The 25,828-nt window shown below is 62.3% G+C and carries 27 protein-coding genes, 1 tRNA gene and 1 other RNA gene; 9 read left to right on the top strand and 20 right to left on the bottom strand.

The window, feature by feature from the left end:
* The first annotated feature begins 40 nt into the window (after nt 1–40).
* The 3 genes from HY2_RS11420 (at nt 41) to HY2_RS11410 (ending at nt 1,460) form a co-directional block, all read left to right on the top strand.
* A complete protein-coding gene (locus HY2_RS11420; protein WP_034827682.1) occupies nt 41–409 on the top strand; it encodes a DUF983 domain-containing protein in 369 nt (122 codons plus the stop codon).
* A 142-nt stretch (nt 410–551) separates the two neighbouring features.
* Nucleotides 552–628, top strand: a tRNA-Met gene (locus HY2_RS11415).
* Between the two features lie 70 nt (nt 629–698).
* The gene (locus tag HY2_RS11410) at nt 699–1,460 is read left to right on the top strand and encodes a tetratricopeptide repeat protein (RefSeq protein ID WP_034827680.1); all 762 of its coding nucleotides are present in this window, start codon (nt 699–701) and stop codon (nt 1,458–1,460) included.
* An 18-nt stretch (nt 1,461–1,478) separates the two neighbouring features.
* On the opposite strand, the gene trxB is transcribed toward HY2_RS11410, so the two are convergent.
* Together trxB and HY2_RS11400 are read right to left on the bottom strand one after the other, a co-directional pair.
* Complete coding sequence (gene trxB / locus HY2_RS11405) at nt 1,479–2,447, bottom strand: thioredoxin-disulfide reductase (protein ID WP_034827678.1); 969 nt, start codon at nt 2,445–2,447, stop codon at nt 1,479–1,481.
* Nucleotides 2,448–2,535: 88 nt separating this feature from the next.
* On the bottom strand, nt 2,536–3,528 hold the full coding sequence (locus HY2_RS11400) for a cation diffusion facilitator family transporter (protein WP_034827676.1): 993 nt from the start codon (nt 3,526–3,528) through the stop codon (nt 2,536–2,538).
* A gap of 108 nt (nt 3,529–3,636) precedes the next feature.
* On the opposite strand from HY2_RS11400, the gene HY2_RS11395 reads away from it, so the two are divergent.
* The gene (locus HY2_RS11395) at nt 3,637–4,356 is read left to right on the top strand and encodes a VOC family protein (RefSeq protein ID WP_034827674.1); all 720 of its coding nucleotides are present in this window, start codon (nt 3,637–3,639) and stop codon (nt 4,354–4,356) included.
* A 72-nt stretch (nt 4,357–4,428) separates the two neighbouring features.
* Here HY2_RS11395 and HY2_RS11390 read toward each other — a convergent pair whose 3' ends face one another.
* The 11 genes from HY2_RS11390 to HY2_RS11340 all read right to left on the bottom strand — a co-directional run bounded on the left by HY2_RS11390 (nt 4,429) and on the right by HY2_RS11340 (nt 14,224).
* On the bottom strand, nt 4,429–5,121 hold the full coding sequence (locus HY2_RS11390; RefSeq protein WP_034827672.1) for a hypothetical protein: 693 nt from the start codon (nt 5,119–5,121) through the stop codon (nt 4,429–4,431).
* 168 nt (nt 5,122–5,289) lie between these two features.
* Nucleotides 5,290–5,634, bottom strand: a complete 345-nt coding sequence (locus HY2_RS11385) for a DUF4440 domain-containing protein (RefSeq protein ID WP_034827670.1) — start codon at nt 5,632–5,634, stop codon at nt 5,290–5,292.
* A gap of 3 nt (nt 5,635–5,637) precedes the next feature.
* Nucleotides 5,638–5,823 carry a DUF3008 family protein gene (locus tag HY2_RS11380; RefSeq protein WP_034827668.1) on the bottom strand — a complete coding sequence of 62 codons (186 nt, stop codon included), beginning with the start codon at nt 5,821–5,823 and terminating at the stop codon, nt 5,638–5,640.
* Between the two features lie 185 nt (nt 5,824–6,008).
* Nucleotides 6,009–8,435, bottom strand: a complete 2,427-nt coding sequence (gene gyrB / locus HY2_RS11375) for a DNA topoisomerase (ATP-hydrolyzing) subunit B (protein ID WP_034827657.1) — start codon at nt 8,433–8,435, stop codon at nt 6,009–6,011.
* Between the two features lie 302 nt (nt 8,436–8,737).
* Nucleotides 8,738–9,496: an enoyl-CoA hydratase-related protein gene (locus HY2_RS11370; RefSeq protein WP_034827655.1), complete on the bottom strand. Its 759-nt coding sequence runs from the start codon at nt 9,494–9,496 to the stop codon at nt 8,738–8,740.
* A 96-nt stretch (nt 9,497–9,592) separates the two neighbouring features.
* Nucleotides 9,593–10,372 (bottom strand): type I methionyl aminopeptidase, encoded by a 780-nt coding sequence (gene map, locus HY2_RS11365; RefSeq protein WP_034827653.1) that lies wholly within the window; start codon nt 10,370–10,372, stop codon nt 9,593–9,595.
* Entirely contained in the window at nt 10,369–10,593 is a 225-nt protein-coding gene (locus HY2_RS11360; protein ID WP_034827651.1) for a ParD-like family protein, read from the bottom strand. Before HY2_RS11360 ends, map begins: the two co-directional genes overlap by 4 nt.
* Nucleotides 10,594–10,666: 73 nt before the next feature.
* The gene (locus HY2_RS11355) at nt 10,667–12,721 is read right to left on the bottom strand and encodes a DEAD/DEAH box helicase (RefSeq protein WP_064773905.1); all 2,055 of its coding nucleotides are present in this window, start codon (nt 12,719–12,721) and stop codon (nt 10,667–10,669) included.
* Between the two features lie 127 nt (nt 12,722–12,848).
* On the bottom strand, nt 12,849–13,283 hold the full coding sequence (locus HY2_RS11350) for a PaaI family thioesterase (RefSeq protein WP_051594941.1): 435 nt from the start codon (nt 13,281–13,283) through the stop codon (nt 12,849–12,851).
* Entirely contained in the window at nt 13,283–13,738 is a 456-nt protein-coding gene (locus HY2_RS11345) for a PaaI family thioesterase (RefSeq protein ID WP_034827644.1), read from the bottom strand. Before HY2_RS11345 ends, HY2_RS11350 begins: the two co-directional genes overlap by 1 nt.
* Before the next feature lie 12 nt (nt 13,739–13,750).
* Nucleotides 13,751–14,224: an SspB family protein gene (locus HY2_RS11340; protein ID WP_034827642.1), complete on the bottom strand. Its 474-nt coding sequence runs from the start codon at nt 14,222–14,224 to the stop codon at nt 13,751–13,753.
* A gap of 273 nt (nt 14,225–14,497) precedes the next feature.
* Between HY2_RS11340 and HY2_RS11335 the strand changes: the two genes are divergently transcribed.
* The 3 genes from HY2_RS11335 to HY2_RS11325 all read left to right on the top strand — a co-directional run bounded on the left by HY2_RS11335 (nt 14,498) and on the right by HY2_RS11325 (nt 17,580).
* Complete coding sequence (locus tag HY2_RS11335) at nt 14,498–15,739, top strand: pyridoxal phosphate-dependent decarboxylase family protein (RefSeq protein ID WP_034827640.1); 1,242 nt, start codon at nt 14,498–14,500, stop codon at nt 15,737–15,739.
* 82 nt (nt 15,740–15,821) lie between these two features.
* Nucleotides 15,822–16,244, top strand: coding sequence for a hypothetical protein (locus HY2_RS11330; protein WP_034827638.1), 423 nt, complete (start codon nt 15,822–15,824; stop codon nt 16,242–16,244).
* Nucleotides 16,245–16,377: 133 nt separating this feature from the next.
* Nucleotides 16,378–17,580 carry a Gfo/Idh/MocA family protein gene (locus tag HY2_RS11325; RefSeq protein ID WP_034827636.1) on the top strand — a complete coding sequence of 401 codons (1,203 nt, stop codon included), beginning with the start codon at nt 16,378–16,380 and terminating at the stop codon, nt 17,578–17,580.
* Here HY2_RS11325 and cls read toward each other — a convergent pair.
* Nucleotides 17,577–19,043 carry a cardiolipin synthase gene (gene cls, locus HY2_RS11320; protein ID WP_034827635.1) on the bottom strand — a complete coding sequence of 489 codons (1,467 nt, stop codon included), beginning with the start codon at nt 19,041–19,043 and terminating at the stop codon, nt 17,577–17,579. The genes HY2_RS11325 and cls overlap by 4 nt on opposite strands.
* A gap of 83 nt (nt 19,044–19,126) precedes the next feature.
* On the opposite strand from cls, the gene HY2_RS11315 reads away from it, so the two are divergent.
* Nucleotides 19,127–19,843, top strand: coding sequence for an endonuclease/exonuclease/phosphatase family protein (locus HY2_RS11315; protein ID WP_233346342.1), 717 nt, complete (start codon nt 19,127–19,129; stop codon nt 19,841–19,843).
* Nucleotides 19,844–19,874: 31 nt separating this feature from the next.
* Here HY2_RS11315 and HY2_RS11310 read toward each other — a convergent pair whose 3' ends face one another.
* A complete protein-coding gene (locus tag HY2_RS11310; protein ID WP_034827633.1) occupies nt 19,875–21,149 on the bottom strand; it encodes an alkaline phosphatase family protein in 1,275 nt (424 codons plus the stop codon).
* A gap of 198 nt (nt 21,150–21,347) precedes the next feature.
* Here HY2_RS11310 and HY2_RS11305 point away from each other — a divergent pair, with 198 nt between their 5' ends.
* The gene (locus HY2_RS11305; RefSeq protein ID WP_034827632.1) at nt 21,348–22,019 is read left to right on the top strand and encodes a glutathione S-transferase family protein; all 672 of its coding nucleotides are present in this window, start codon (nt 21,348–21,350) and stop codon (nt 22,017–22,019) included.
* Between the two features lie 49 nt (nt 22,020–22,068).
* Here HY2_RS11305 and HY2_RS11300 read toward each other — a convergent pair whose 3' ends face one another.
* The 5 genes from HY2_RS11300 to dapB form a co-directional block, all read right to left on the bottom strand.
* Nucleotides 22,069–23,703 carry an amidase gene (locus HY2_RS11300; protein ID WP_034827631.1) on the bottom strand — a complete coding sequence of 545 codons (1,635 nt, stop codon included), beginning with the start codon at nt 23,701–23,703 and terminating at the stop codon, nt 22,069–22,071.
* A gap of 98 nt (nt 23,704–23,801) precedes the next feature.
* Nucleotides 23,802–24,164: a transfer-messenger RNA gene (gene ssrA / locus HY2_RS17045) on the bottom strand.
* A 5-nt stretch (nt 24,165–24,169) separates the two neighbouring features.
* Nucleotides 24,170–24,475, bottom strand: coding sequence for an HPr family phosphocarrier protein (locus HY2_RS11295; RefSeq protein WP_034827630.1), 306 nt, complete (start codon nt 24,473–24,475; stop codon nt 24,170–24,172).
* Nucleotides 24,475–24,879 (bottom strand): PTS sugar transporter subunit IIA, encoded by a 405-nt coding sequence (locus HY2_RS11290; RefSeq protein ID WP_034827629.1) that lies wholly within the window; start codon nt 24,877–24,879, stop codon nt 24,475–24,477. The genes HY2_RS11295 and HY2_RS11290 overlap by 1 nt, the downstream gene beginning before the upstream one ends.
* A 98-nt stretch (nt 24,880–24,977) precedes the next feature.
* Nucleotides 24,978–25,811: a 4-hydroxy-tetrahydrodipicolinate reductase gene (dapB, locus tag HY2_RS11285; protein WP_034827800.1), complete on the bottom strand. Its 834-nt coding sequence runs from the start codon at nt 25,809–25,811 to the stop codon at nt 24,978–24,980.
* Between the last annotated feature and the right edge of the window lie 17 nt (nt 25,812–25,828).

The raw sequence follows: 25,828 nt of genomic DNA, 5'->3' as shown, positions 1-25,828 counted from the left end.
CGTCTTGCCTTGGCCCGCGGGCAGGCGCACAGCTGGCCGCATGACTCAGCAGCCCCATGTCTATCCTACGCCCGGCCTGCGCACCGCCATCTGGCGCGGCCTGCGCTTTCGCTGCCCGGTCTGCGGCAAGGGGGCCATCTTCCGCGCCTATCTCAAACAGGTCGACACCTGTGCCGTCTGCGGAGAGCCAATCGGAGAGATCCCGGCCGAGGACGGCCCGGCCTGGCTGACCGTGCTCAGTCTCGGGCCTGTTCTGGTGGCGCTCACCCTGTTCATTTCAATGTCCGGCTGGCCGATGTGGGTGACGCTGCCGCTGTCGGCGGCCATGGTGATCGGCGCGGTTCTGGCCTGGCTGCCGCGGATCAAGGCGCTGGTGATTGCGGTGCTGCTGGTCAGCAATCGCGACTGAGCGGGCCAGGGCGCAGGACAAGGCGATGGGGCAGGGCGGGCCGGCCCCGGCAATCTGCACACAATTGTCTGCATCGAGTGCAGGCGAGGTGCTTGCAGGGCGGCGAAACCGCGTGTATGAGGCGCCCTTCGCATCAGCGATCGGTTCGGTAGCTCAGCTGGTTAGAGCGCGCGACTCATAATCGCGAGGTCGGGAGTTCAAGTCTCCCCCGAACCACCATTTTCCTCTAATTTTCAGAAATTCCACCAACTGCTGGCGGATTGGCGCTGATCGGCTTATCCTCTCCCTTATGAGACACAAGCTTGTGGCATTTCTGGCGGGGGCGGTGATGCTTGCCGGGGCGGCGGGGGCTGAGCCTGGGGTAGCGGAGGCGGCGTTTCAGGCGGGGGAGTATCAGGCCGCACTGGCAGCGGCGTCTGACAAGAGCAATCCCGACGAGCTGGCCTTCAGCGCGCGAGCCCTGCTGGCGGAGGCGATGTCCGGCCCGGCTGACCCGCCGGAGGCCCTGTTGCACGCCGCGCTGGACAAGGCCGATGCTGCGCTCGCCATAGACAAGCAACATCTGGAAGGCCGCCTGCAGCGGGCGATCGCCCTGTCGCTGATCATTCGGCCCATGTCGAACGGTGCTGCCCGCAAGACCGGCTGGGGCGAGGAGGCGCGGGATCTGGCGCGCAGCGTGCTGGAAGATGACCCCGGCAATATCTACGCCAATGGCTTTTTGTCTGTCTGGAATCTCGAAGTGGTGCGCCGGGGCGGGCGGATCGGCGCGATGATGATGGGCGCCAGCATCAGCGATGGCCGGGCACATTATCAGGCCGCGATTGCTGCCGACCCGGAAGATGCCGCGCTGCACTGGCAATGGGCCCGGGCCCTGGCGGCGCTCGATTGCCGCAAATATCATGACGAGATCACCGCCGCGCTGGAGGCGGCGCTAAGCGTGCCCACGCATAGCGCACTTCAGAAAGTGATGCAGGCCCGCGCCGCAACGCTGAAGGCAGAGTTGCAGCGGGGAGATGCAGAGGCCGAGGCGCTGGCGGCTCGTATGCTGTAGCCGGCCCCGGCCGCTCGATTATTCCGCAGCGACAGACTCTGCGTGCGCTTCCTGTTCGGTCATGAAGCGTTCGGCTTCCAGCGCGGCCATGCAGCCCATGCCGGCGGCGGTGACAGCCTGGCGATAGGTCTCGTCCGTCACATCGCCTGCCGCGAAGACGCCCGGAATGGCGGTGGCGGTCGAATCCGGCGCGGTGATCAGATAGCCATTGTCTTTCATTTCCAACTTGCCCTTGAACAGCTCTGTCGACGGGGCATGGCCGATGGCGATGAACACGCCGTGGACCGGAATGTCGGTCGTCTCGCCGGTCTCGACATTCTTGATGCGCGCGCCGGTGACGCCGGGCGGGTCGCCTTCGCCCAGCACTTCATCCAGAACATTGTTCCAGATGATCTCGACCTTGGGATTCTTGAACAGACGGTCCTGCAGGATCTTCTCGGCGCGGAAGCTGTCGCGGCGGTGCACGACGGTAACCTTGGAGGCGAAATTGGTCAGGAACAGCGCTTCTTCAACGGCGGTATTGCCGCCGCCGACAACCAGAACCTCCTTGCCGCGATAAAAGAAGCCGTCACAGGTGGCACAGGCGGAGACGCCAAAGCCTTTGTACTTCTCCTCGCTGGGCAGGCCGAGCCATTTGGCCTGTGCGCCGGTCGCGATGATGACGGAATCGGCAGTGTAGACCGTGCCGCTCTCGCCAATTGCGCGGAAGGGGCGGGAGTCGAAATCGACCTCTGCGATGTGATCATTGATCACTTTGGCCCCCATGGCTTCGGCATGTTCCTGCATCTTCACCATCAGGTCCGGGCCCTGAATCTCAGTGAAGCCGGGATAGTTTTCCACTTCGGTCGTGATGGTCAGCTGGCCGCCGGGCTGGATACCGGTCACCACCGTTACCTCTCGCATGGCACGCGCGCCGTAAACGGCTGCGGTCCAGCCCGCCGGGCCGGAGCCGATGATGAGGATTTCGGTATGTTTCGTCTCAGCCATGCGAAGGCTCCGCCATCTTGTTTTCGTGTTCTCTCGGCCCCGCATATAGGGGCTGCCCCATGAGCCTTAAAGCGCTATCGCGCTCATATCAATGTGAACACTGCCCGCTAGGCTCGGCGGCGGCGGAGACGACTTCCACCGTGGCATGGGAGACGTCAAACCGGTCAGCCAGGCGGGCTTTGACCTGTTGGCGCAGAAGGTCCAGATCCGTGCCGGGCGCGGCCGAAACCTCCAGCGTAATCAGGGGTTTGTGCTCTGTCAGCGCCCAGGCATGGATGTGGGTAATTTCCGCAACGCCTGGAATCTCTGCCACCAGATCCGCGCGGATCTCGGCGGGGGAGAGGCCATCCGGCGTGCCTTCCAGCAGGATGTGGCCCGACTGGCGGGCAATGCGCACCCCGGCCACCAGAACCAGAATCGCCACCAGAACAGAGAGAATCGGGTCCGCCGCCATCCAGCCGGTCGTCATGATGATGATCGCCGCGCCAATCGCCGCGACGGAGCCGAGCAAATCGCCCAGCACATGCCACAGCGCGCCCTGCAGGTTCAGGTCTTCCTTGCTGCCGCCATGCAGGATGGCAAAGGCGATGATGTTGACCAGAAGGCCACCCACCGCGACGGCCATCAGCACATCGCCCATCACCTCCACCGGCTGCAGCAGGCGTTGTATGGCCTCCCACACGATCCACAGCGACAGCAGCACCAAGAGGATGCCATTGGTGAAGGCGGCGAGGATCTTCATCCGCGCAAAGCCATAGGAACGCTGCGGGTCTGCCGGGCGCTCGGCCAGCTTGTAGCCGACCCAGGCGAGGGCGAGCGAGCCGGCATCCGTCAGCATGTGCGCGGCATCTGCCAAGAGGGCGAGGGAGCCGGAGATGACGCCGCCGGCGATCTCTGCCCCCATGAAGGCCGCCGTCAGCATGGCCGCCAGAGCGACGCGGCGGCGCGAATCCGCTGTCGTCATGTCCGCATCATGGGAATGGCTGTGGCCATGGCCATGCGCGTGGCTGTGCCCGTGGGAATGGCCATGGTCGCCATGTTCATGATCGTGGTCGGAAGAATCGTGCGTGTGATCGTTCATGAGGCCTTGGTGGCGTGTCTTCGCTCTGTGGTCAATTCAAGTGTGATAGCGTTGCGTTTGTTATGATATTGTGTCCGCTGACACAGATAAAAATATTGGGAGGATGACATGCCGGTGCCGCGCATACGCCAATTGGTGATCGCCGCGAAAAGTCTGGAGACGGCAGACCAGCTGGGCGAGTTGCTGGGCCTGGGCGAGCCATTCATTGATCCGGGCGTTAAGGAGTTTGGCCTGGAAAACCGCGTCTATGCGATGGGCGATCAATTTCTGGAAGTTGTCGTGCCGATGAAAGACGATGCGCCCGCGCAGCGTTTCATCACGCGCTGCGGGGAGGGCGGATACATGGCCATCTTCCAGACCCCCCAGCTGGACGCCTTCCGGTCTCGTGTGGACAGTATGGGCATTCGCCGCGTGTGGAATATTGACCTGCCGGACATTTCCGCAAGCCATCTGCACCCGGCCGATATGGGCGGGACAATTGTCTCTGTGGACGAAGCGCGACCTCTTGGCAGCTGGCGCTGGGGCGGGCCGGACTGGCGCGAGCGCTCTGTTCCCGGAGGGCTGGTCAGCATGGCAGTGGAGACGCCGGACCCGGACGGCCTGGCCAGTCGTTGGGCGCTGGCGCTGGGCCTGATCGTGGATCGCCGCACACTATATGTGAAGGACGGCGCGATCATCTTCCGGGAGGGGCCGGTCGAGCGTCTGGCTGCCTTTGGCATTCATGTGGCAGACCGGGCGGGTGTGCTGGCGCGCGCGCAGGATATGGGGTTGGACGTGGATGGATTTGAGATCCGCTTCGCGGGCGTGGGGCTGAGCCTGCTGGACTAGAGTTCCACGCAGCACAAAGGGCCGGTACGGGGCTGGGCCCGTCCGGTTTTTTACCTGGCGATCAAGTCTGTATCAGGATGTGTTGTAGGCGAGGCGTGTTGCCTCTGCGTGCAGGTCGCAGGCATTCTGCTGCTGCGCAGGTGTCAGAGGCCTGCGCCGGAAGGCAGGCGGCAGAGCCCGCCCCACGACGGGCTTTGCCTTGCCGATAAGGCGGCGCATGGCGGTGACATAGCGGGACATGTTCTCGAACACATCTTCCAGCGCCAGCAAGCGGCGCACATGCCGCGCCGCGGGCAGAATGTCATCCGGCCCGGCCGGATATTCCGACAGATCGACAGGGGGCTCCACATCAAGGCGGCGGATGCGCGGGCCGGTGCGGAAACGTTTTGGCGGCGGGGTGCGCGCGGCCTGCGGGCGTTCTTCCGGTTCGCTCAAGCGAAAGCGCGGTTGAGGAAAAAGAGGCCGGCTGGTTTTGGGCGGCTTGGCGGGCGCGCGTGTAGCGGCTGACGCAGTGGCGGAGGACGTCCGCTCCCGGACGGGAAGGGCGCCCAGCTCAACCGCCATCAGATAGAGGATGCGGCGCATCACCGGCTCGGCATGGGCCAGAAAGCGCGTCAATTCCTGCAATTGCCGGCGCGGCAGAAAGGGCAGGGCGGGCAGAAGGGTGAGCCCCAGAGCACGCCGGAAACCGGCGGTGGCATGGTCCAGCCATTGCACGGTGAACCGGCCGGCATAGACAAGGAAATCGGGGCTCTTGTACGTCATGCGCCTAATCTGTCACGCATCACATTGCGCAGGATTGGGCGCGGGCTTTCCTCATGGCGCGCGGGACGGAAGGCGGCGTTGCAGCAGGGAGTGTGCCGTGCCGGGGCAGCCGCTTATCCCTTGGACAGGGGCGCCTTTTTCAGACGTTTACGGAGGGGCGCGTGCGGCTTAAGAAACAGGCGTTTGCTGATGAGACATCAGCTTCCAGCGGCCATCAATGCACACATAGGTGCTGGAGCAGAGCGCCTGATACGGATCGCCCCCATCGACGCTGGCCGTGGCGCTGTAGGCCAGAACGGTTGTGTCGCCTGTATCAAGTTGTTGCAGATCTGACATGTCGATACTGTCCCAGCGCGGCGCTTGCTCCAGGGCATGGAGGATGTCGGCCCCGATCAGGATGCCGGTCGGCGCGGGATAGACCATGAAGGCATCGGAAACCATCCGGTCACGGTAGAAATCCGGCCCTTCGAGCCAGAAGCTTTTTTCGGTTTCCCAGACTTGCTTGCGGTCCATGGGCTAGTCCCCCTTCTTTTCGGGCAGATCGTCGTGAGAGGTGGAGGCCATGTCGTCGAGCTCGTCCTCGGTCATGGTCTCGTACATCTCCCTGGAGGCACCCTGGAGCTTTGATTTCGGCATGTCCCCCCGCTTGGCGGCCAGCGCCGCGCCGGCGGCTTTCTGCTGGGCTTCGGACTTGGCTTTCATGGCGGTGTTCCTTTCATCTCAGTGAAAGAAACGTGGGCAACGGGCAGGGGTTCCCGCGGCGTGTGGGGGAGGGAGGGGCGGCCCCCCAATCCGTATCTCCGGTGAATGCCGGAGTCTCTTGCGGGAAGGGCGCGGAGCCGTCTCGGGAGACCCCGGGTCAAGCCCGGGGATGCGGCAGGTGGATGCTAAACATCCACCTCTGCTTCGAGCGCGAATTCTTCGATGAATTCGCGGCGGGGTTCGACGATGTCGCCCATCAGTTTGGTGAACATTTCGTCGGCCTCGTCGGCATGGTCGACGCGGACCTGCAGCAGGGTGCGGGCATTGGCGTCGAGCGTGGTTTCCCAGAGCTGGTCTGCGTTCATTTCACCGAGACCCTTATAGCGCTGGATCTTGATCCCGTCACGGCCGGCTTCGAGCACGGCGGCGAACAGGGCGCAGGGTCCGTGCACGGTGATCTCGCCGCCCTTGTCGCGGCGCAGGACCAGCGGCTTTTCATACATCTCACGCAGCGTGTTGGCGCGCTCAGCGAGGCGGATGGCATCCTGGCTGGCGAGCAGGGTCGCCGGCAGCACAGCCGTTTCGTCCACGCCGCGCACGGTGCGTTGCAGCACCAGCGAGCCTTCGACAAAGCGGCCTTCCCAGGTGTCTTCACCCTCTTCGGCAAAGCGGTTCATGCGCTCTGCCGTCAGCTTGGCTTCGGCGTCTCCGGCACCTGCGGCCATCGCCCCGGCCATGGCGGCCTGTTCGATCAGATCCGCCGGAGCGCGCAGGGCGAGGCGGGCCAGGTTTGCCTTGAAGTTCGAGGCCTGACGCACCCGCTCGCGCAGGTCTTCGCCCGCAATCTGGGATCCATCCGGCATGATCAGCGCTTCGCCGGTCGTGCCTTCCTCGATCAGATAGGCATCCAGCTCCGGCACGTCCTTGACATAGCGTTCGGACTTGCCGCGCGACACTTTGTAAAGCGGCGGCTGGGCAATGTAGAGATAGCCCTTCTCGATAATCTCCGGCATCTGACGATAGAAGAAGGTGAGCAGCAGCGTACGGATGTGCGCGCCGTCCACATCAGCATCGGTCATGATGATGATCTTGTGATAGCGCAGCTTTTTGATGTCGAACTCATCGCGCCCAATACCGGCGCCAAGCGCCATGATCAGGGTACCAACCTGATCGGAGGACAGCATCTTGTCGAAGCGTGCGCGTTCCACGTTCAGGATCTTGCCGCGCAGGGGCAGGATGGCCTGATTGTCACGGGACCGGCCCTGCTTGGCAGAGCCACCAGCGGAGTCACCCTCGACGATGAAGATTTCGGATTTCGCCGGGTCTTTCTCCTGACAGTCGGCCAGCTTGCCGGGCAGGGAGGTGATGTCGAGCGCAGACTTGCGGCGTGTCAGCTCCCGCGCCTTACGGGCCGCTTCACGTGCGGCAGCCGCCTCGACGATCTTCATCATGATCTCGTGAGCTTCCTTGGGATGCTCCTCGAACCATTCAGAGAGTTTCTCGCCCATCAGGCTTTCCACGACAGGGCGCACTTCGGACGAGACGAGCTTGTCTTTCGTCTGGGAACTGAATTTCGGATCAGGCACTTTCACGCTGAGCACGCAGGTCAGGCCTTCGCGCGCATCATCGCCGGAAATGTCGACCTTGGATTTCTTCGCAACGCCGGTCTCGTTGGCGTATTTGTTGATGATCCGTGTCAGCGCCCCGCGGAAGCCGGCAAGGTGGGTGCCGCCATCACGCTGGGGGATGTTGTTGGTGAAGCAGAGCACGCTTTCATGATAGCTGTCTGTCCATTCCAGCGCGGCCTCGACCGTGATGCCGTCTTTCTCGCCCATGGCATAGACAGGCTCCGGGATCAGCTTGGTCTTGGTCTTGTCGAGGTGTTCGACAAAGGCCTTCACGCCGCCTTCATACATCAGGTCGATCTCGTAAGGCTCGGCCTCACGCTCGTCGCGGAAGATGATGTGCACGCCGGAGTTCAGGAAGGCGAGTTCGCGCAGGCGGTGTTCCAGCGTCTTGCGGTCATAATCCGTCATCGTGAAGGTGCTGGAGGCGGCAAGGAAGCGCACGGCCGTGCCCGTAAAGGGCTTGCCGGACTCGGTCTTCGGGGACTCGCCACGCGTGACCAGCGGGTTTTCCACGCGGCCGCCGTCAACAAAGCGCACCCAGTGCTCATGACCTTCGCGGTGGATGGTCAGCTCCAGCCAGTCAGACAGCGCGTTCACAACCGACACGCCGACGCCGTGCAGACCGCCGGACACCTTGTAGGAGTTCTGGTCGAACTTCCCGCCGGCGTGCAGCTGGGTCATGATCACTTCGGCCGCAGAGACGCCCTCGGTGGGGTGCATCTCGACCGGAATGCCGCGGCCATTGTCGGTGATTTCCGCCGAGCCATCGGGGTAGAGCGTGACGGTGACCCGGTCGGCATGGCCGGCAAGCGCCTCGTCAATGGCATTGTCCACGACCTCGTAGATCATGTGGTGCAGGCCCGAGCCGTCATCGGTGTCACCGATATACATGCCAGGGCGTTTGCGGACGGCTTCCAGGCCCTTCAGGACCTTGATCGAGCCGGCGCCATATTCGGGGGTCTCAGCTTGCGTCTCTTCGGCCATTCAGGCCTCCTCATCGATTCGTAGATTCGCCTTTATTTATAGGGGGTTTGGGGGGCAAAGGCCACAGGCGGAGGGGTGTTTTTGCAGCGTATAAATAGCAATGAAATCAACGCTCTGTGGCGGTATTTCGCCCGCTGTGCATCCGCCTGCGGAATATGGGGGCAAAAACGGGTGAAATTCCGCTGATTTCGGGCTGGAATTCGGGGTGTTCTGAGGGATGGAAGGGGCTGATGAGAGGTGTTTTTTTTAAGTTATGGTCCCCGGATATTTGCTGACACAAATTCCGGGGACCCAGGGAAATCCTAGTCTTCGAAGACCGGTTTGCGCTTTTGGGCGAAGGCAGAGGCAGCTTCGGCGAATTCGGGGGATTTGAGCTGCTCTGCGAAGATTTTGCCTTCGGCGTCCATGCGGGCCTTCACAGCGTCGCGATTGGCGCGGATCAGGCCCTTTGAACGACGCATGGCGGTCGGCGCGGAGGCGGCAATGGCGGCGGCGGTCTTCTGCGCGGCCGCGAGCAAGTCACCGGCGGGCAGAACACGTGAGACGAGCCCGCTGGCGAGCGCCTCCTCAGCGGTCAGGATGCGGCCGGCCAGAAGGATGTCATTTGCCATGGAATTGCCCACGGTCAGCGGCAGCAGCAGGGACGAGCCTGCCTCCGGCACCAGGCCAAGCGCCGTGAAGGGCGCGCGGAAATCAGCCGTGTCGGCGGCGTAGGCGATGTCGCAATGCAGCAGCATGGTGAGACCCACGCCGATGGCCGGGCCGTTCACGGCGGCGATCAGCGGCTTCTCTGCGTCGCGGATGGCGGAGAGGAAGCGCGCGACGGGCGGCTCGCCATCGTCCATGTTGCTGGCAAAGTCTGTCAGATCGTTGCCGGCGGTGAACATCTCACCCGCGCCGGTGATGATGATGGCGCGGACGCCCTTGTCGTCATTCGCGCCATTGATGGCATCTGCGAGCGCGGCATACATGGCCTGGGTCAGCGCATTCTTGCGCTCAGGACGGTTCAGGGTAAGCGTCAGGACGCGGTCTTCAAGGCTCTCGATAATATGCTCGCTCATGTGGGCGCTCCGCTGTCAGAAAGGATATGACAGCGGTTTGCTGGCTTGTGCGAGACCCGTCAATGGGGGCGTTGGGGCAGGGCTGGCCTGCTCGGATCAGGCCGCTTTGTAACCGGGGGCGCGTTCTTCCGGCCTGAGTGTCAACACCTCGACGCCCGTGGCGGTGACGGCAACGGTATGCTCGAACTGGGCGGAGAGAGAGCCATCGGCGGTAACAACCGTCCAGCCATCCTCTTCGGTCCGCACTGTGCGGCGACCGCGATTGAGCATCGGTTCGATCGTGAAGACCATGCCCTCGCGCAGGGCAAGGCCGGTGCCGGGCTTGCCGAAATGCAGGATTTGCGGGTCTTCATGCATCTCCCGCCCGATGCCATGCCCGCAATAATCCCGCACCACGGAATAGCCGGCGCGCTTGGCATGACGCTCAATCGCATAGCCGATATCGCCCAGTCGGGCGCCAGGACGCACCGCCTGGATGCCTTTCCACATGGCGGAATAGGTTGCCTGCACCAGCCGCCGGGCCGCGAGGCTGACATCGCCGACCAGATAGGTTTTGGAGGAATCGGCGATATAGCCATTCTTCTCCAGCGTGATGTCGAAATTCACGATATCGCCATCGCGCAAGATGTCCGCAGGCGACGGAACACCATGACAGACGACCTGATTGATAGAGGCGTTCAGAACGAATTCAAAACCGTATTGCCCTTTGCTCGCAGGGCGTGCCTGAAGCTCATCTTCAATGAAGCGCTCTACAAGGTCATTGATCTGCAGCGTGGATTTCCCGGCGAGGGAGATGCGGTCCAGATGTTCAAACACGGACGCCAGCAGACGGCCGGATTCGGCCATCAGGGCGAGTTCCTGCGGCGTCTTGGTCATGCCTCGCTTCCGGCGGGTTCAGGCGTCAGCGGCGGGGCCGATACGCCGGCGGCCTCCAGCTCGCGCGTCAGGATGTCCGTGAAACTGAGGGTCGGATTGGTCTCGCACAGCATGCCGATCCTGATCCAGTAGGCCGCCTGCGCATTGATCGAACGGCAGGATACCTTGCTGGCGCGACGTAGCTGGTCGTGCAGCTCATCTTCTATGTTTACGATGCCCATTCCGGCCCCTTAATATGGTTTATATATGAACTATATACAAACCATATATTTGGGTGGCAAGAGGAATTGGGCTTTAGTCCTGCGGGGGTTTTTTGGGGCCCTTGCGGTGGACCTTGCCGGCTTTGCCGGTTTTGGGGCCAGATTTTGGACCCGTCTTGGGGCCGGATTTGGCAAAGCCGGGTTTGGACTTGGCGTGGGCCGGGCGGGCGCTCTTGTGTGCGCCGGCGGGCTTGAAGGGCTTGCCGCCGCTCTTGGCCTTGTCGAAAGGCTTTTTCGGCTTGCGGCGCGGCGGGGCGTCTCCGTCAAAGGCGGCGAGCGGGTCCATGACCGGCTTGCCGGGGGCTTCGGCAGGTTTCTTCTGGATACGGGGCTTCGGGCGGCGGGGCGCTTCGTCTTCCGGCGTATCCGGATGGCCGCCATGCGGGGCAGGGGCCCCGTCCAGAGAGAAGGCGCGCAGGCCTTTTTCCAAAGTGCCATCCGGCTTGATCGTGTCGAACAGGCGCTTGGCGGCGTCCGGCTTCAGCTCGACATGCGTGTCGGCGGGGTTGATGCGGATCGCGCCAATGTCTTCGCGTGACAGGCCGCCCGCCTTGCACAGCATGGGCAGCAGCCAGCGGGCCTCGGCATTCTTGCGGCGGCCAACATTGAGGCCGATCCAGGTGGCGTTTTCAAAGCCGGGCTGAGGCTCGCGGGGGCGGCGTTCACGTGGCTCGCGCGCCTCGCGTGGCGGGCGGTCTTCCCAGCTGCGGTCGGAGCGCTCGCGGCGGTCTCCGCGCTCGCCGCGTTCCTTGCGATCGCGCGCAGGCGGACGATCATCCACTTCGCGCAGATCTTCCGGCGCGGTCCGTTCCGAGCGGTGACGGCGGACAAAGGCGGCGGCAACCTGTTCGGCGCCATAGGTGTCGATCAGGATGCGGGCGAGGTTTGCGTCTTCGCTGGTCGCGTCTTCGGTGAAGATCGGATCGGCCATCAGGCGGGCGTCATCCTGCGCGCTGATTTCCTCCGCAGACGGCGGTTTGCCAAAGCTTGCTTCGATGCGGGCATCCTTCAGCAGGCGCTCAACCCGGCGGCGGGCACGCGGTGTGACCAAGAGAACGCTTGTCCCTTTGCGGCCGGCGCGGCCTGTACGGCCAGACCGGTGCAGCAGGGTCGCGGGATCACGCGGCAGGTCTGCATGGATGACAAGGCCGAGATTTTTCAGGTCCAGGCCGCGGGCGGCAACATCGGTCGCGATGCAGACGCGGGCGCGGCCATCGCGCAGGGCCTGCAGCGCGTTGCCGCGTTCCTTCTGGCTCAGCTCCCCCGACAGGGCGACGACCGGGAAGCCGCGATTGCCCATGCGGCTCATCAGCTTGTTCACGGCCGCGCGCGTCGTGCAGAAGACGAGGGCGGTCTCGCTGTCGGAATGGCGCACAATGTTGACAATGGCGTTCTCTTCATCACCGGGGGCGACGAGCAGGGCCTTGTAGTCAATATCGACGTGCTGTTCCTTTTCCGCCGCGGTCGTGATGCGCTGGGCATCGCGCTGATAGCGGCCAGCCAGGGCAGCGATGCCTTTCGGCACTGTGGCGGAGAACATCAGGGTGCGGCGCGTTTCGGGCGTACCCTGAAGAATGAATTCCAGCTCCTCGCGGAAGCCCATGTCGAGCATCTCGTCGGCCTCGTCCAGTACGACGACGCGGATGCCGGACGTGTCGAGCGAGCCGCGGCGGATATGGTCTGCGAGGCGTCCCGGCGTGCCGACAACGATGTGGGCCCCGCGGCCAAGCGCGCGGCGTTCATCGCGCATGTCCATGCCGCCGACACAGGTGGCCAGGCGCGCGCCGGAGGGGCCGTAAAGCCATTGCAGTTCGCGGGCGACCTGCTGGGCCAGTTCGCGGGTCGGGGCGACGATGATGGCGAGCGGCGCCTCAGCCGGGGCAAACCGGTCAGCGCCTTCGAAAAGATCGTCTGCCATGGCCAGGCCAAAGCCGACCGTCTTGCCGGAGCCTGTCTGCGCTGAAACAAGCAGATCCTTTCCGGCGAGGTCTGGCTGGATTACGGCGGTCTGGACCTGGGTAAGCGTGTCATAGCCACGCTCGGCAAGGGCCTCGGCGAGCGCCGACGGGATGGAAGGGGCAGTCGTCATGTATAGGGCTTTCTGGGGCGCAGGCGCGTAGCAGACGCGCGGCGCAGGAGTGTTCCCGCGCCCTATGACACGTTTTCGGGATGAGCGCCATGTTTATGGCACAGGCGCGATTCAGCCCTGGAAAGCCTTACCAATCCATTGGGCGGGGGATGCAGCTGGCAGTGGCCTGGGCGAGGAGTTTGCCGTCTTCGCTGGTCAGCTCGCCGCGCGTGAAGATGCCGGAGCGGCCGCGCCGCACGCATTCGCCGCGCCCGATCAGGCGCACGCCCACCGGAACAGGGCGGATATAGGAGGTCGTCATCTGCAGGGTGGGGGCCATGGCCGGGCCATCCTGCGCGATGGAGCCGGCAATGCTCATCACCTCGTCCAGCATGGCGGAGATAAAGCCGCCCTGTGCGTCGCCGCCGGGATTGGTGGCTTCGGGCGGCAGGAAGAAGGCGGCCTCGATCCAGGCTTCGTCCTCGTTGAACTCGATCAGTTCGAAGCCGACAAAGGCGGCAGCTTTCGGCAGCTCCCTTTTGGTCAGCATGTCGAGCCAGAAGGCGCGTTTGTCGAAACTCATCAACTGAGCCTTTTGAACAGCATCGGGATGGCCGTCGCGGTGGCCTTGGCGACCAGCTTGCCATCCGGGTCAAAACATTCAGCTTCCATGAAGGCGGCAGACTTGCCGAGGCGCAGGATGCGGGCCTCGACACTGGCCTTGCCGGGCATCAGACGGCGCAGGAAGCTGGTCTTCATCTCCAGGGTCGGCGCGGTCATCGTGATATTGGAGGCGATGATGACGCAGGTACTCATCGCTTCATCCAGCATGGCGGAGATGAATCCGCCCTGTACCGCGCCGGTGGGGTTGGCGAAGCTGGGGGAGACGTCAAAATCCATCCGTATGCGCATTTTGCCCTGCTCTACCTCGGCCAGACTCATGCCCAGCGTATCCGAACAGGGCGGACGCTTCTTGGAGTTCTGAAAGCGCGCGAGCATCTCGGCGTCCGAGACCCGTGGCTTTTCCGTGTCTGACATGTGGCGGCCCCGTTACTTGCGACGGAAGGCGTCCAGATTGACGACCGTGCCCGGTGTCTCTTCGTCGGAATCGGCGGCCTGTTGCTGGGCTTCAACCTCAGCAGCAGGAGAGATGACGGTGTCATCCTTGTTTGCGGATTCAAACGTAAGGCCGAAATTTACGGACGGGTCCACAAAGCGCGTGATCGCCGAATAGGGGATGAACAGGTGCTGGGGCACGCCGGAGAATTTCAGGATGATTTCGAAATGGCCGTCATGCACTTCCAGATCCCAATACTGGTGCTGGATGACAATGGTCATGTCTTCCGGAAAGCGCTCGACCAGATAGTCGGCAATCTTTACGCCCGGCGCTTTGGTGCGGAAGGTGAGATAGAAGTGATGCTCTCCCGGCAGGCCGCCGCTGCTGCGGCCCTGCTTCAGCGCCTCGCGCACAACGCCGCGCATGGCTGCCTGGGTGAGCGCTTCGTAGCCGATATAGTCCGTCATAGGCGCGCAGTTTCCCCGGTTCGTTAATATTCGTCGCTATGGCCCTACAGTAAGCCCGCACGGCCGGACCCGCAACGGCCTTCGCACAATGGGCGAGGAAAAAATAATGGCTCGCGTGCGCCAGCCATGATGCGGATGATAGCGGCGTTAAGGAATCCGTCCCTTGTTTCACAGGGGCTATTTGGCAACGGCAAGGCTGGTCAGCCTGCGGGCTGTAGCCTAGGCTATCCCCAGCTTTGTGCACAAAAATATACGCGAGCGGGAGGAGGTCACATGATCAGGATGCCGGAAAAGGGACGCGACTGGCGCGAGGTGCGTGCCGAGATGGTCCAGCGCGGCGGCGGGGACGCCCAATGGCGTGACGGGAAGACGGCGGTTTATGTCTTCAATGCGGGGCCGGAGATTTCGGCCGTCCAGCATGAGGCCTATGGGCTGTACATGGCAGAGAATGGCCTCGGGCCGCTGGCTTTCCCGAGTCTCGCACAGATGGAAAAGGAGGTCATCGGTATGGGTCTCTCCCTGCTGCATGGGCCGGAGGGGGCGACCGGGGCGATGACGTCGGGCGGCACGGATTCGATCACCATGGCGATGAAGACGGCCCGCGATTATGCCCGCAGCCTCGGCAAGCCGCGCGAGGGTCAAAATGTCGTGCTGGCGCAATCGGCGCATCTGGCCTTCGACAAGGCGGCGCATCTGATGGACATCGAGGTCCGCCGCGTGCCGCTAAAGACAGATGGCAGCTATGAAGCCGACCCCGATGCGATGGGTGAGGCCGTGGACGAGGCGACGGTGATGATGGTCGGCTCTGCGCCGAACTTCCCACATGGCATCATCGACCCGATCGAGGAACTGGGCGAGGTGGCCGCCAAGAAGGATGTCTGGCTGCATGTCGATGCCTGTGTCGGCGGATACTTTGCGCCGTTCGCGCGGATGAATGGCGTGCCGGTGCCGCCTTTCGATTTCGAGGTGCCGGCTGTCCATTCGATGAGCGCCGACCTGCACAAATATGGCTATTGCGCGAAGGGCGCCTCGACCGTGCTGTTCCGCTCGGAGGAGCTGTACCAGCACATGCCGTTCGACATGGCGGGCTGGAGCGGCGCGCCAATGAAGACGCCGACGCTGGCGGGCACACGGCCGGGCGGGGCGATCTCTGCTGCGTGGGGCGTGATGAACACGCTGGGCGTGGAAGGCTACAAGCGCCTGCAGGGGCAAGTCTGCGCGACGCGTGAGCGGATGGAAGAGGGGGTGAAGCGCCTCGGCTTTGAAATTGTCGGCAATCCGATGCTGGGCCTGATGGCCTTTTACCATCCGGATGCCCACGCCTTCGCGGTGTATGGCGAGATTTACCGGCGCGGCTGGTTCACGTCTGTGACGAAGGAACCGCCGAGTCTACACCTGATGCTCTCGCCCAAACATGCCGATGTGGTGGAGGATTATCTCTCCGATCTGGAGGCGAGCCTGAAGGCGGTGACGGGGGGCACGTCCGGTTCTGAGGTGGAAGCGCGTTATAGCTAAGGTAAAGGCCGTGTCATAGTATTGCCGCATGCGGCAGGTTAAGTGGCGCAGATTCTTAAGGCAAGACAAAGGGGACATCCTCATGAAAACAGGAATTTTCGCGGCCGCAGGGCTCGCAACCGCGCTGATGCTGACCGGCTGTGGCCAGAATGATGTGAAGGGCAAGACCGGCACAGACATCACGGCCAAATCTTCTGCCAAGGATATTGGCGAGGCCTATGTCAACGAGATGACACGTATCGCTGACGCGCTGGAAACGGTGAAAGACAAAAAGAGCGCCGAAAAAGCCGCCAAGACACTTAACAAGGCCGCCGAAGGTCTCAACGCCATGCAGGAAGAGCTGGACAATGAGGCAGGCAGCACGAAGGCGATGCAGGTTCTGGCCAGCCGGGCTGGCGAACTGGCCGAAGTGCAAGGCCGCATGATGAAAGAGATCATGCGCATCCAGACCGAGCATCCCGAACTGATGGATGTGCTGGGCGATGAGCTGAACAAAATCAATTAGGCGACGGCCTGCAAGAAGCCGGGGCGTGCCGTTCGGGCTGCGTTCCGGCTTTTTTCTTGACCGCTGTGGCGGACTGGGTTTTTCTGCCTAGAGATAGCGCTAACAAAAAATCAGCGCATCCGGGAGGAAAGACATGATGCATTTCATTCAGTCACGCAGGCATTTCATGGTCATGACCGGGGCAGGCCTTGCTGCTGCGCCCTGGGTGGCCGGGTGTGCGACGGCCGAAGGCGCGGCGCTTCCCGCCAAGGCCATAGGTCGGCCATGGCCGGATTGGGGCGAACTGCCAGATAGTCCTCCACCCGCCCCGAAAGAGGGCAGTGTCGGCGTCGCCGTCGTGGCGCTGGGTGGCTATGCCATTGGCAAGGTGATGCCGGCGCTGGCCGCCTCTGACCGCTGCCATGTCGCGGCAGTCGTGTCAGGCAATCCGGACAAGGCCGCGAAAGTGGCCGCCGCCTATGGCCTGCCGGAAGACGCGATCTATTCCTATGACAATTTTGATCAGATTGCCGGGGATGACCGCATCGAGGCGGTCTATATCGTGCTGCCAACGGGCCTGCATGCGGAGTGGACCGAAAAGGCCTTTGCCGCGGGCAAGCATGTGATGTGCGAGAAGCCGATGGCGCTGTCGTCTGAAGAGTGCGAGCGGATGATCGCAGCGTCTGAAGCGGCCGGCAAGAAGTTGATGATCGGCTATCGTTGTCATTTCGAGCCGTTCAATCTGCGCGCCATGGAGTTGATGCGGGACGGCGCAATTGGCCCGATACGGATGATCGACACGGCGCACCAGTATATGATGGGGCCGACAAATGTGTCAGAGAACTGGCGCGTTGTGCGCGCCCTGGCCGGGGGCGGCCCGCTGGAGGATTATGGCCTGTATTCGCTGCAGGCGGCACTGTACCTGACGGGAGAGATGCCGGTCAGCCTGAAGGCGGCGACGAAGAAGCCGGCCAATGATCCGCGCTTCGAGCAGATATTTTCCACCGTGACGGCGGAACTGACCTTCCCGTCCGGGGCGTTGACGCAGCTGGCAACATCCTACAATGCCCCGGACAGCAAGAATATGATCCATGTTGAGGGCGAGACCGGCACGCTGCATATGAGCCCGGCGACGAGCTATGACGGGCAGAAGATGACCCTGACCCGTAATGGCGTGTCGGAAGACCTGGTTCCGGGTGACCCGAATGTGCAATTTGCACGCATGTGCGATCATTTCGGGCAGGCCGTACGGGAGGGGACGACCATTCTGACGCCCGGCGAGATGGGCCTGCGCGATGTGCGCCTGATGGAGGCAATCTATAGATCCGCTGCCGAGGGGCGTGAAATCAGGCTTTAGAGAATGGGGCTGGCGAGGCGGAGAATATTCTCCGTCAGCTTGTGCCATTCCGGACGTTTCTCCCAGGTGCCAAGGTCCAGCGGCTGACTGTCCGGCAGATAGCTGTCGGTCTCCTGCCAGAGTGTGGCGCTGGTGGCGGAATCGTAGATGACCAGCGTCAGCTCCAGATTGAGATAGAAGCTGCGCATGTCGACATTCAGTGTGCCGAACAGGGCGATCTCGTCATCCGCGAGGACAATCTTTGTATGCAGCAGCCCGCCGCGATAGCGGATCAGGCGCACGCCCGCCTGCAGCAATTCGCGGTAGGCGGACTGGCTGGCAAACTGGGCGAGGCGGGAGTCGAGCCGTTCGGGCACGATGACCTCAACATCCACGCCGCGCTTGGCGGCTGAGACGAGGGCCAGCTGTACGGCCGGGTCCGGGATGAAATAAGGGGAGACGATACGCAGCCTCTCCTGCGCGCTGTAAATGATCGCGACCAGCACTTCATAGATTGTGGGATTGCGCATTTCCGGGCCCGACGGCAGCACCTGCATGCTGACCGACGTACCTTCATGCGTGTTTTCGCGCGCTTCGATCGGCAAGGCGTTCAGGTCTGCGCGGCCGATATTTGCATGGCCGACACTGTCGAACAGGAAGTCTGACAGGAAGACTGACGTGATGGCATCCACGACCGGCCCTTCGACGCGCATCATCATGTCGATCCACTGGCCAACCCCGCGATCGGTCTTGAACAGTTTTGGGTCTGCGAGGTTGTAGCTGCCGACATAGGCGGCGCTCTGGTCGCAGACCAGAATCTTGCGGTGATTGCGCAGGTCTGACCGGCGGGAGAAGGAGGTTAGCAAATTGACCGGCAGGGAGCGCACGATGTGCACGCCGGCGCGCTCCAGATTGTGCGGCCAGACAGAGCGGAAAAAGGCTTTCGAGCCGAAATCATCGGCCAGGATGCGGCACTCCACACCGCGCTTTGCGGCTCGCTCCACAGCGGAGAGCACATCGGCCACGCGGCCGGACGGGTCCAGAATGTAGAATTCCAGGAACACGCTGTCCTCAGCGGCATCAATGTCTGCCTGCATGGACTTATAGAGCGCGCCGGCATCAGTGAAGAAGTGCGTTCCGAAACCGGGCAGGACGGGGAAGCCGGTATCGGCCTGAATGGCGCGCGCCAGACCCTCATAGCGGGGCGAGCCGGCAGCGTTCAGTGGCACGGTCGCTTCCTCGATATTGAAGACACGCAGGAAGAAGCTGCGCAGACGTTCGCCCATCTGCATCCGGCGGCGGCCAAGGCGGTGATCGCCGAACAGCAGGTAAAGCACGACGCCGATGATCGGCAGGCCGAACAGCAGGAACAGCCAGGCCAGGGTCGTGTTCACGGCGCGTTTGCGGTAAAGCAGGCGGATCGCTGCCAGAACCGACAGCGTGAAGTGAACCAGGAAGGGTATGGAACTCAGCAGCGGAATCATGTGTTCACCCCAATAGTACGCAACTCTGTGCCCTTACCCTGACTTGCCCGAACTGCCAAAGGAAGCCCGCGCCCTTGAAACTGATGACCTGGAACATTCAGGCTGCGATCGCGACCGCTGGCTATTCCCAGTATCTGACGCGCGCGCATCGGCAGGTTTTCCATACCAGATCCAAGGCGAGCATACTGGAAACCATCGCCGAGACGATCCGTTCCACAGACATTGTCTGTCTACAGGAAGTGGATCTGGGCGGGCGCCGCGCAGGCTATCGCTGTCAGGCGAATGCGATTGCCGAATTGTCAGAGCATGAGCATCTGGCGATTCAGGAAAATCGGGTGGTGCGGGGTATCTCGCGCCATGGCAATGCCATTCTCAGCCACTATCCGCTGCAGGACATACGCGATTTGAAATTGCCGGGCCGTGTGCCGGGGCGGGGCTGTCTGATTGCGACCGTGGAGGCCGAGATCAGCTTTGATGTGGTGTGCGTGCACCTCAGCCTTGGGCGCAAGGACCAGGAACGCCAGCTGGACTTCATTGCAGATAATCTACCCCGTCATGGCCGCTGGGTCGTGATGGGAGATTTCAATTGCGGCCTGCATGCCAGCGCCATTGAAGGGTTTCTGGGCCGTATGCGGACAGAACTGACCCATCAGGCCGTGCCGACCTATCCGGCCTGGAAGCCGCAGCAGGCCTATGACCATATCCTGACCGGCCCCGCGCTGGATTTGAGCCATTACCATCACGGGACCGAGATCTGTTCAGACCATCTGAATGTACGCGCGGAGCTGGACGCGGCCTGAGCCTGCGTTCTGCACACTGCATGGGCTGACGTTATTTCGCCGGACAGCGATTGCCGGTAATCTCTGCGACGACGGTCGGGTCTCCATCCGTTGGGGCAGGGGGAATGCCGAGGGCACAGGCAGCCATCATGTAGACATTCACATTCTCGAAGGGCCTGGCGATCTCGCCTTTCGGAAAGATCGGACCGGCGCCAATGAAGGTGGCAGCCATATCCGGCGCGTGATTGTCATAGCCGTGCACGCCCTTCATGAACATGCCGCCGCTGCCAAACTTCACGGCACGGACGTTCCAGCCCGGCTCAGCCAGAACGAACAGGTCCGGCCCGCGGGTCGGGTGATCGAAATGGTAATAGTCCGGCATTTCACCGCGCTTCCATGCCTTGATGTGCGGGCTGAAGTCTTTCAGCTGCTGGTAGGTCGTTTCGATGGCGGCTTCATCGCCATAGACCTGAATGAAAGGCTGGGGCGAGCCGCCATATTTGCCGCTGAATTGCGGAATGATCAGGGCGTCCATATCCAGCATCGCGCCAATGTCGATCACCTTGTCTTCCGTGGCGAGCGACATGCCATGATCTGCGACCACGATGATGGTGGTGGTATCGAGCAGGCCGCGCGCTTTCAGGCCGTCGACCAGTTGGCCAACATAGCCGTCTACTTCCTTCACGGCCTCTGCCGCTTCGGGTGAGTCCGGACCGAAATAGTGGGCGGCGGTGTCGACCCGGTCAAAATAGACGGCGGCGAAACGGGGCCAGTCTGCCGGGTCTCCATCAAACCAGGAAAGCACTTCGTCGACGCGCTCCTGATAAGGTTTTTCATGTTCATAGGGGCTCCAGCGGCTGGCATGCATGCCCTCAATCTCTGCTTCGGAGCCGAGCCAGAACATGATGGCTGTCTTCAGGCCGTGCTTTTCGGCGGTGATCCAGATCGGCTCTCCGCCCCACCAGCGGCTGTCCTGCGGGCCTGTATCATTGGTGAAGGTCTCGTCCAGTTCGCGGTCATAGGGGGCGTTGGCCACCATGCCGTGATGTTCGGGATAGAGCCCCGTTGCGAGGGAGTAGAAATTCACAAAGGTCTTGCTGGGCATGACGGGATACATCGCTTCGGCCTGCACACCGCGCGCCGCAAGCGCCTTAAGGTTTGGCGCGTCGGAACGGCCAGGCAAGTCTGCGCGCAGGCCATCCAGGCCGATCATCAGCACGCGCGGCTGGTCCTGCGGGGCAAGGGAAGCTTGTTTTGGCTGGGTGGCGCAGGTGGCGGCAAGCAGCAGGCTGGCCGCAGCCAGGATCAGGCGAAGGGGGTGTCTCATAAGGTCTCATCCCGATGGCAAAGAGTCTGTTTTCCGGTAAAGGCCGATTGTTGCGTGAATGTGAAGGTGCGGCGCGCAGGCTGCGTCGAAAGGTGCAGGATTTGACATTATTTGCGGCTTTTCCCCCGCGACAGGCTGGGCGGCGGTGCAGGGCTGCCCTAATTTGCTGACTAGCGCCTGTTTGATGAGGGGAAACACATGATCACGCTGCACCATCTGGAGAAATCCCAGTCCATTCGCATTCTGTGGCTGCTGGAGGAATTGAGCGTGCCGTATGAAGTGAAGCTGTATGACCGCGATCCTCAGACGCGGCTGGCCCCGGCAGAGTACAAGGCCATCTCTCCGCTGGGCACGGCACCGTGTATTTCCGATGACGGGCTGAACCTGGCCGAGACCAATGCCATTGTCGACTATATCTGTGACAAGCATGATGATGGCCGCCTGCGCCCCGCACCGGGCACGCCGGACCGGTCGCGTTATCTGTTCTGGTTCCACACGTCTCAAGGCAGTTTGCAGCCCTTGCTGACCAACAAATTTGTCATGATGGCGATGACGGGGCGTGCGCCCTTTTTTCTGAAGCCGGCGGCGAAGATGATGGTCGGCGGGCTGGACAAGGCCTTTTTTGGACCGCGCCTGAAGGCCCTGATGAGCGAAATCGAGCGCGCGCTTGGGGAGCACAAATGGTTCGCCGGAGACAGTCTGACGGCGGCGGACATCGTGATGGGCTATTCCATGGAACTGTGCGCGCACCGTGCGGGGATGGATGCGGAGCGCTATCCGAATGCCCATCGTTTCCTGACACAGATGCGGGAATACCCGTCCTATATCCGCGCGCTGGAAAAGGACGGCAAGGGCACAATCCTCCTCTAATTGTGACCCGCGCGAAGGCGGGCCAGGTGTGGGCCGTCAGCTTAGTCGGTCAGTGCCGGTTCATGGCTGTGGAGATTTCGGGCAGGTCTTCTGCGGTCTGATAATATTGCGGTTCCGGGCGTTTCTGGCTGAGCTGTTCATAGGCATAGCCGAGGGAGAGGATCTTGGCGTCCTGATCCTTGCCGCCGATAAAGGATATGCCTACCGGCATGCCGCGATATGTGCCCATGGGAACCGTGAGGTGTGGATAGCCGGCCACCGCCGCCATTGAGCCCGCGCCCGGCCAGTCCGGCCAGACATCGCCATTCACCGGGTCCACGCGCGGGGCAAAGGGGCCGCTTGGGGCAACCAGCGCGTCGACATTGTTTTCGACCAGCATTCGGTCAATGCCGTTTTCCCGGGTCGCGGACTGAACGAAATCGCGCGCGGCGATATAGTCTTCTGAAGCGAGCCCGCCTTTCGCCTCTGCGGCCTCAAAAATGCTCTGGTCGAACAGGGCGAGTTCGGTGACGGCATTTTCCGTATTGAAGGCGATGATATCCTTCAGCGTGCGGTGGGTCACAGTGTTCGGTGTGGTCGCGAGATAGGCGTTCAGCGTAGCCTTGAATTCGTAAAGCAGCACAGTGTAGGACTTGCTCCAGAACTCTCCTGGCATGTCAGGGCCCTTGATGTCGACCAGGGTTGCGCCAGATTTTTCCATCTCGCTCAGGGCATCTTCGAACAGGGCGCGGATGTGCGGATTGTCGCCTTCGGCATCCCGTAGAACACCGATGCGCCTGCCTTGCAGAGCCTGCATGTCGAGGGCTGCGACATAGTCTGTCTTTGCTTCGCCGGTGGCCATGGCGGTGAGCATCAGGGCGGCGCCTTCCACGGTCTTCGTGATCGGTCCGGCCGTGTCCTGCGATGAAGAGATCGGCACGATATATTCCTGTGAGACAAGGCCGACCGTTGGCTTGAACCCGACGACTCCATTGACCGTAGAGGGACAAATGATCGAGCCATTGGTCTCCGTGCCGATCGTGCCAGCCGCCAGCGACGCTGCCGCCGCAACGCCCGAGCCGGAGCTGGACCCACAGGGATTGCGGTCCAGCATGTGCGGATTGCGCACTTGTCCGCCGAGGGCTGACCAGCCGCTCATGGATGTGTTGGAGCGGAAATTCGCCCATTCGCTCAAATTGGTCTTGCCAAGGATGATCGCGCCCTCGGCGCGCAAGGCCGCAATCAGGGGCGCATCGCGCTCACTGAAATTGCTTTCCAGCGCGAGCGAGCCGGCCGTGGTCGGCATCTGGTCCCGTGTCTCGATATTGTCTTTCACAAGGATCGGCACGCCGTGCAGCAGGCCGACCGGTTCCCCGGCCATCAGCTTGGCATCCAAAGCGCGGGCCTGTGCCATGGCATCCGGGTTCAGGCTGAGCACGGCCTGCAGTGTCGGGCCGGACTGATCGACGGCCTGAATGCGTTCGATATAGGCCAGGGTGAGCGCTTCGGCGCTGATGTCACCCGCCTTCAGAGCTTCGGCCAGTTCGGGCAGGGGCTTGGCCGTCAAGCCGCTGGCGGCATAGGCGGGCGTGGTGGGCGTATCCTGTTTCGGCATGGAGCGGTCTCTCCTGTCTGGCGCAGGGGGCTCAGCTGAGCAGGCCGCCAGAAGCAGCGCCGATATAGCTGCCAGAACTATACGTTTCATGGTGAACCCCCTTTGCTTGGCCCAAAGGCTAACGGGTCTCAGCGCGAGAGGCTAGTTGCGCCCGCGAGATTGTCCGGAAATTGTGGGGAGAGGGATAAGGTGGAGGCTTCTGTTGCCAGGCGCCTCCGGGCCCCGCCTAGAGAGCTGAATCCCTAGGAGTTAAAGCGGTAATCCGCGCACAGCTTACGCTGCGAGCAGTTCACCTTCAGCAAAGTTGTCGTTTGCAACTATGTGATATGGGCTTCTGAGGGGGCCCAATCCGGCGAAGGCATCGTCTTTACACGTCCGTCGATCCTATTTCGGCCCCGTCAGAAACAGGCGTAGGTGAATCCGCCTGAACCTGCTTTTGGTGGAGCCGCCGGGTACCGCCCCCGGGTCCGAACCGCTTATTACACGCGCGTTTATCGCCATAGTCCGAAGACATGACCAATATAGGGATGATTTGGGCGCGTTGGAAGGGGCGGCTTCAGCAAAGCGCGTCGGCGTCGCCCTGTTCGCCGAAGCCTTCGGCGATCAGGCTGGCGATGGCGGTGACCGCCTCTGCGGCGTCCGGGCCCTCTGCGCGAATGTCCACTTCGCAGCCCGTATGTGCCACCAGCATCATCAGGTCCATGATTGAGCGGGCATCGGCCGTTTCGCCCTCATGGGTGACGATGATGCGGGAGTCGAACTCCCCGGCCAGACGCGACAGTTTGGCGGATGCCCTGGCATGCAGGCCCTTCCGGTTGACAATGGTGGCGCGCTGGCTGGCGGTGGTCTGCGTATCTGTCATCAGCTGGACTTCGCCAGCAATTCAGACGCGATGTTGATATATTTGCGGCCGGCCTCGGCGGCGATCTTGGCCGCGTCCTTCAGGCCAAGCTCTCCGCGCACTTCGGCCAGCTTGATCAGCATGGGCAGATTCACGCCGGAGAGGACTTCGATATGGCCAGCGCTCATCACCGACATGGCCAGATTGGACGGTGTGCCGCCAAACATGTCTGTCAGGATGATAACGCCCTTGCCGGTATCGCAGGATTTGGCCGTTTCGCGGATCTGATCCCGGCGGGCCTCAATATCATCTTCGACCTCAATCGAGATCGAGCGGAAGCGCTCTTGCTCCCCAACCACATGCTCTGTGGCGGCGACCAGTTCGCGCGCGAGCTTTCCGTGGCTGACTACTACTATACCGATCATCGCCCATCCTGTGGCAAAAACATAACGAACTTGTCATGCTGCCATTGCACGCGGGGGCGTCAACCCTGATTCATCTGCTGGGCATGCGAGGAATGGCCCTAGTTGCCGGAAAGACCCAGCACATCGTTCATATTGTACAGGCCCGGGTCCTGTTGAACGGCCCACGCAGCAGCGCTGAGCGCACCATGCGCAAAAACGGCGCGATCCAGCGCTGTGTGGCTGAGGGTCAGCAGCTCCATATCGGAGCCAAAACTGACTTCATGATCTCCGATTACCCCGCCAGTGCGGCGCACAGCAAAGCCGATATTGCCTGCGCGGCGCTTGGCATCCGGGCCATCATAGGGAGGCGCGCGCAGCTCTGACAGCGGCTTGCCCCGGCCTTCAGCGGCGGCCTCGCCCAGCATCAGCGCCGTGCCGGAGGGCGCGTCCACCTTGCGGCGGTGGTGAGTTTCGTAGATCTCGATATCCCAGTCCGGGCCGAGGCGTTCTGCGGCCATGCGGGTCAGGGCCTGAAGCAGATTGACGCCGACCGAGAAATTGCCCGCCTTGACGATGGCCAGGCCATTCGCGGCGCGGGCGATTTCTGCCTCTTCTGCCGGGGTGAAGCCCGTCGTGCCGATTATGGCGGCGCGGACGCGGGTATGTTTCAGAGAGTCCAGCGCGGCGAGTGTCGCGGCAGGGCGGGTGAAATCAATCCAGACATCGGCATTGCCTGCAGCAGAGACCGGGTCTGTCGCGGGTTTCAGGTGAAGCAGGCGGCGGCCTGCCAGTTCGCCAATGTCGCTGCCGAGATGCTCAGAGGCCGGGGCTTCACTGCCGCCGGTGACATCAAGGCCGGAATCGAGCGCCGCGCCGACGAGTTGCCGGCCCATGCGGCCTGCTACGCCAGCAATGGCAACGGAAAAGGATTGGGTACCTGCAGAATCAGTCATCGCGCACATATAGACAT

Source organism: Hyphomonas pacifica (assembly GCF_000682675.1).
GTDB classification, from domain to species: domain Bacteria; phylum Pseudomonadota; class Alphaproteobacteria; order Caulobacterales; family Hyphomonadaceae; genus Hyphomonas; species Hyphomonas pacifica.
This window is presented reverse-complemented; position numbering and strand designations above follow the sequence as displayed.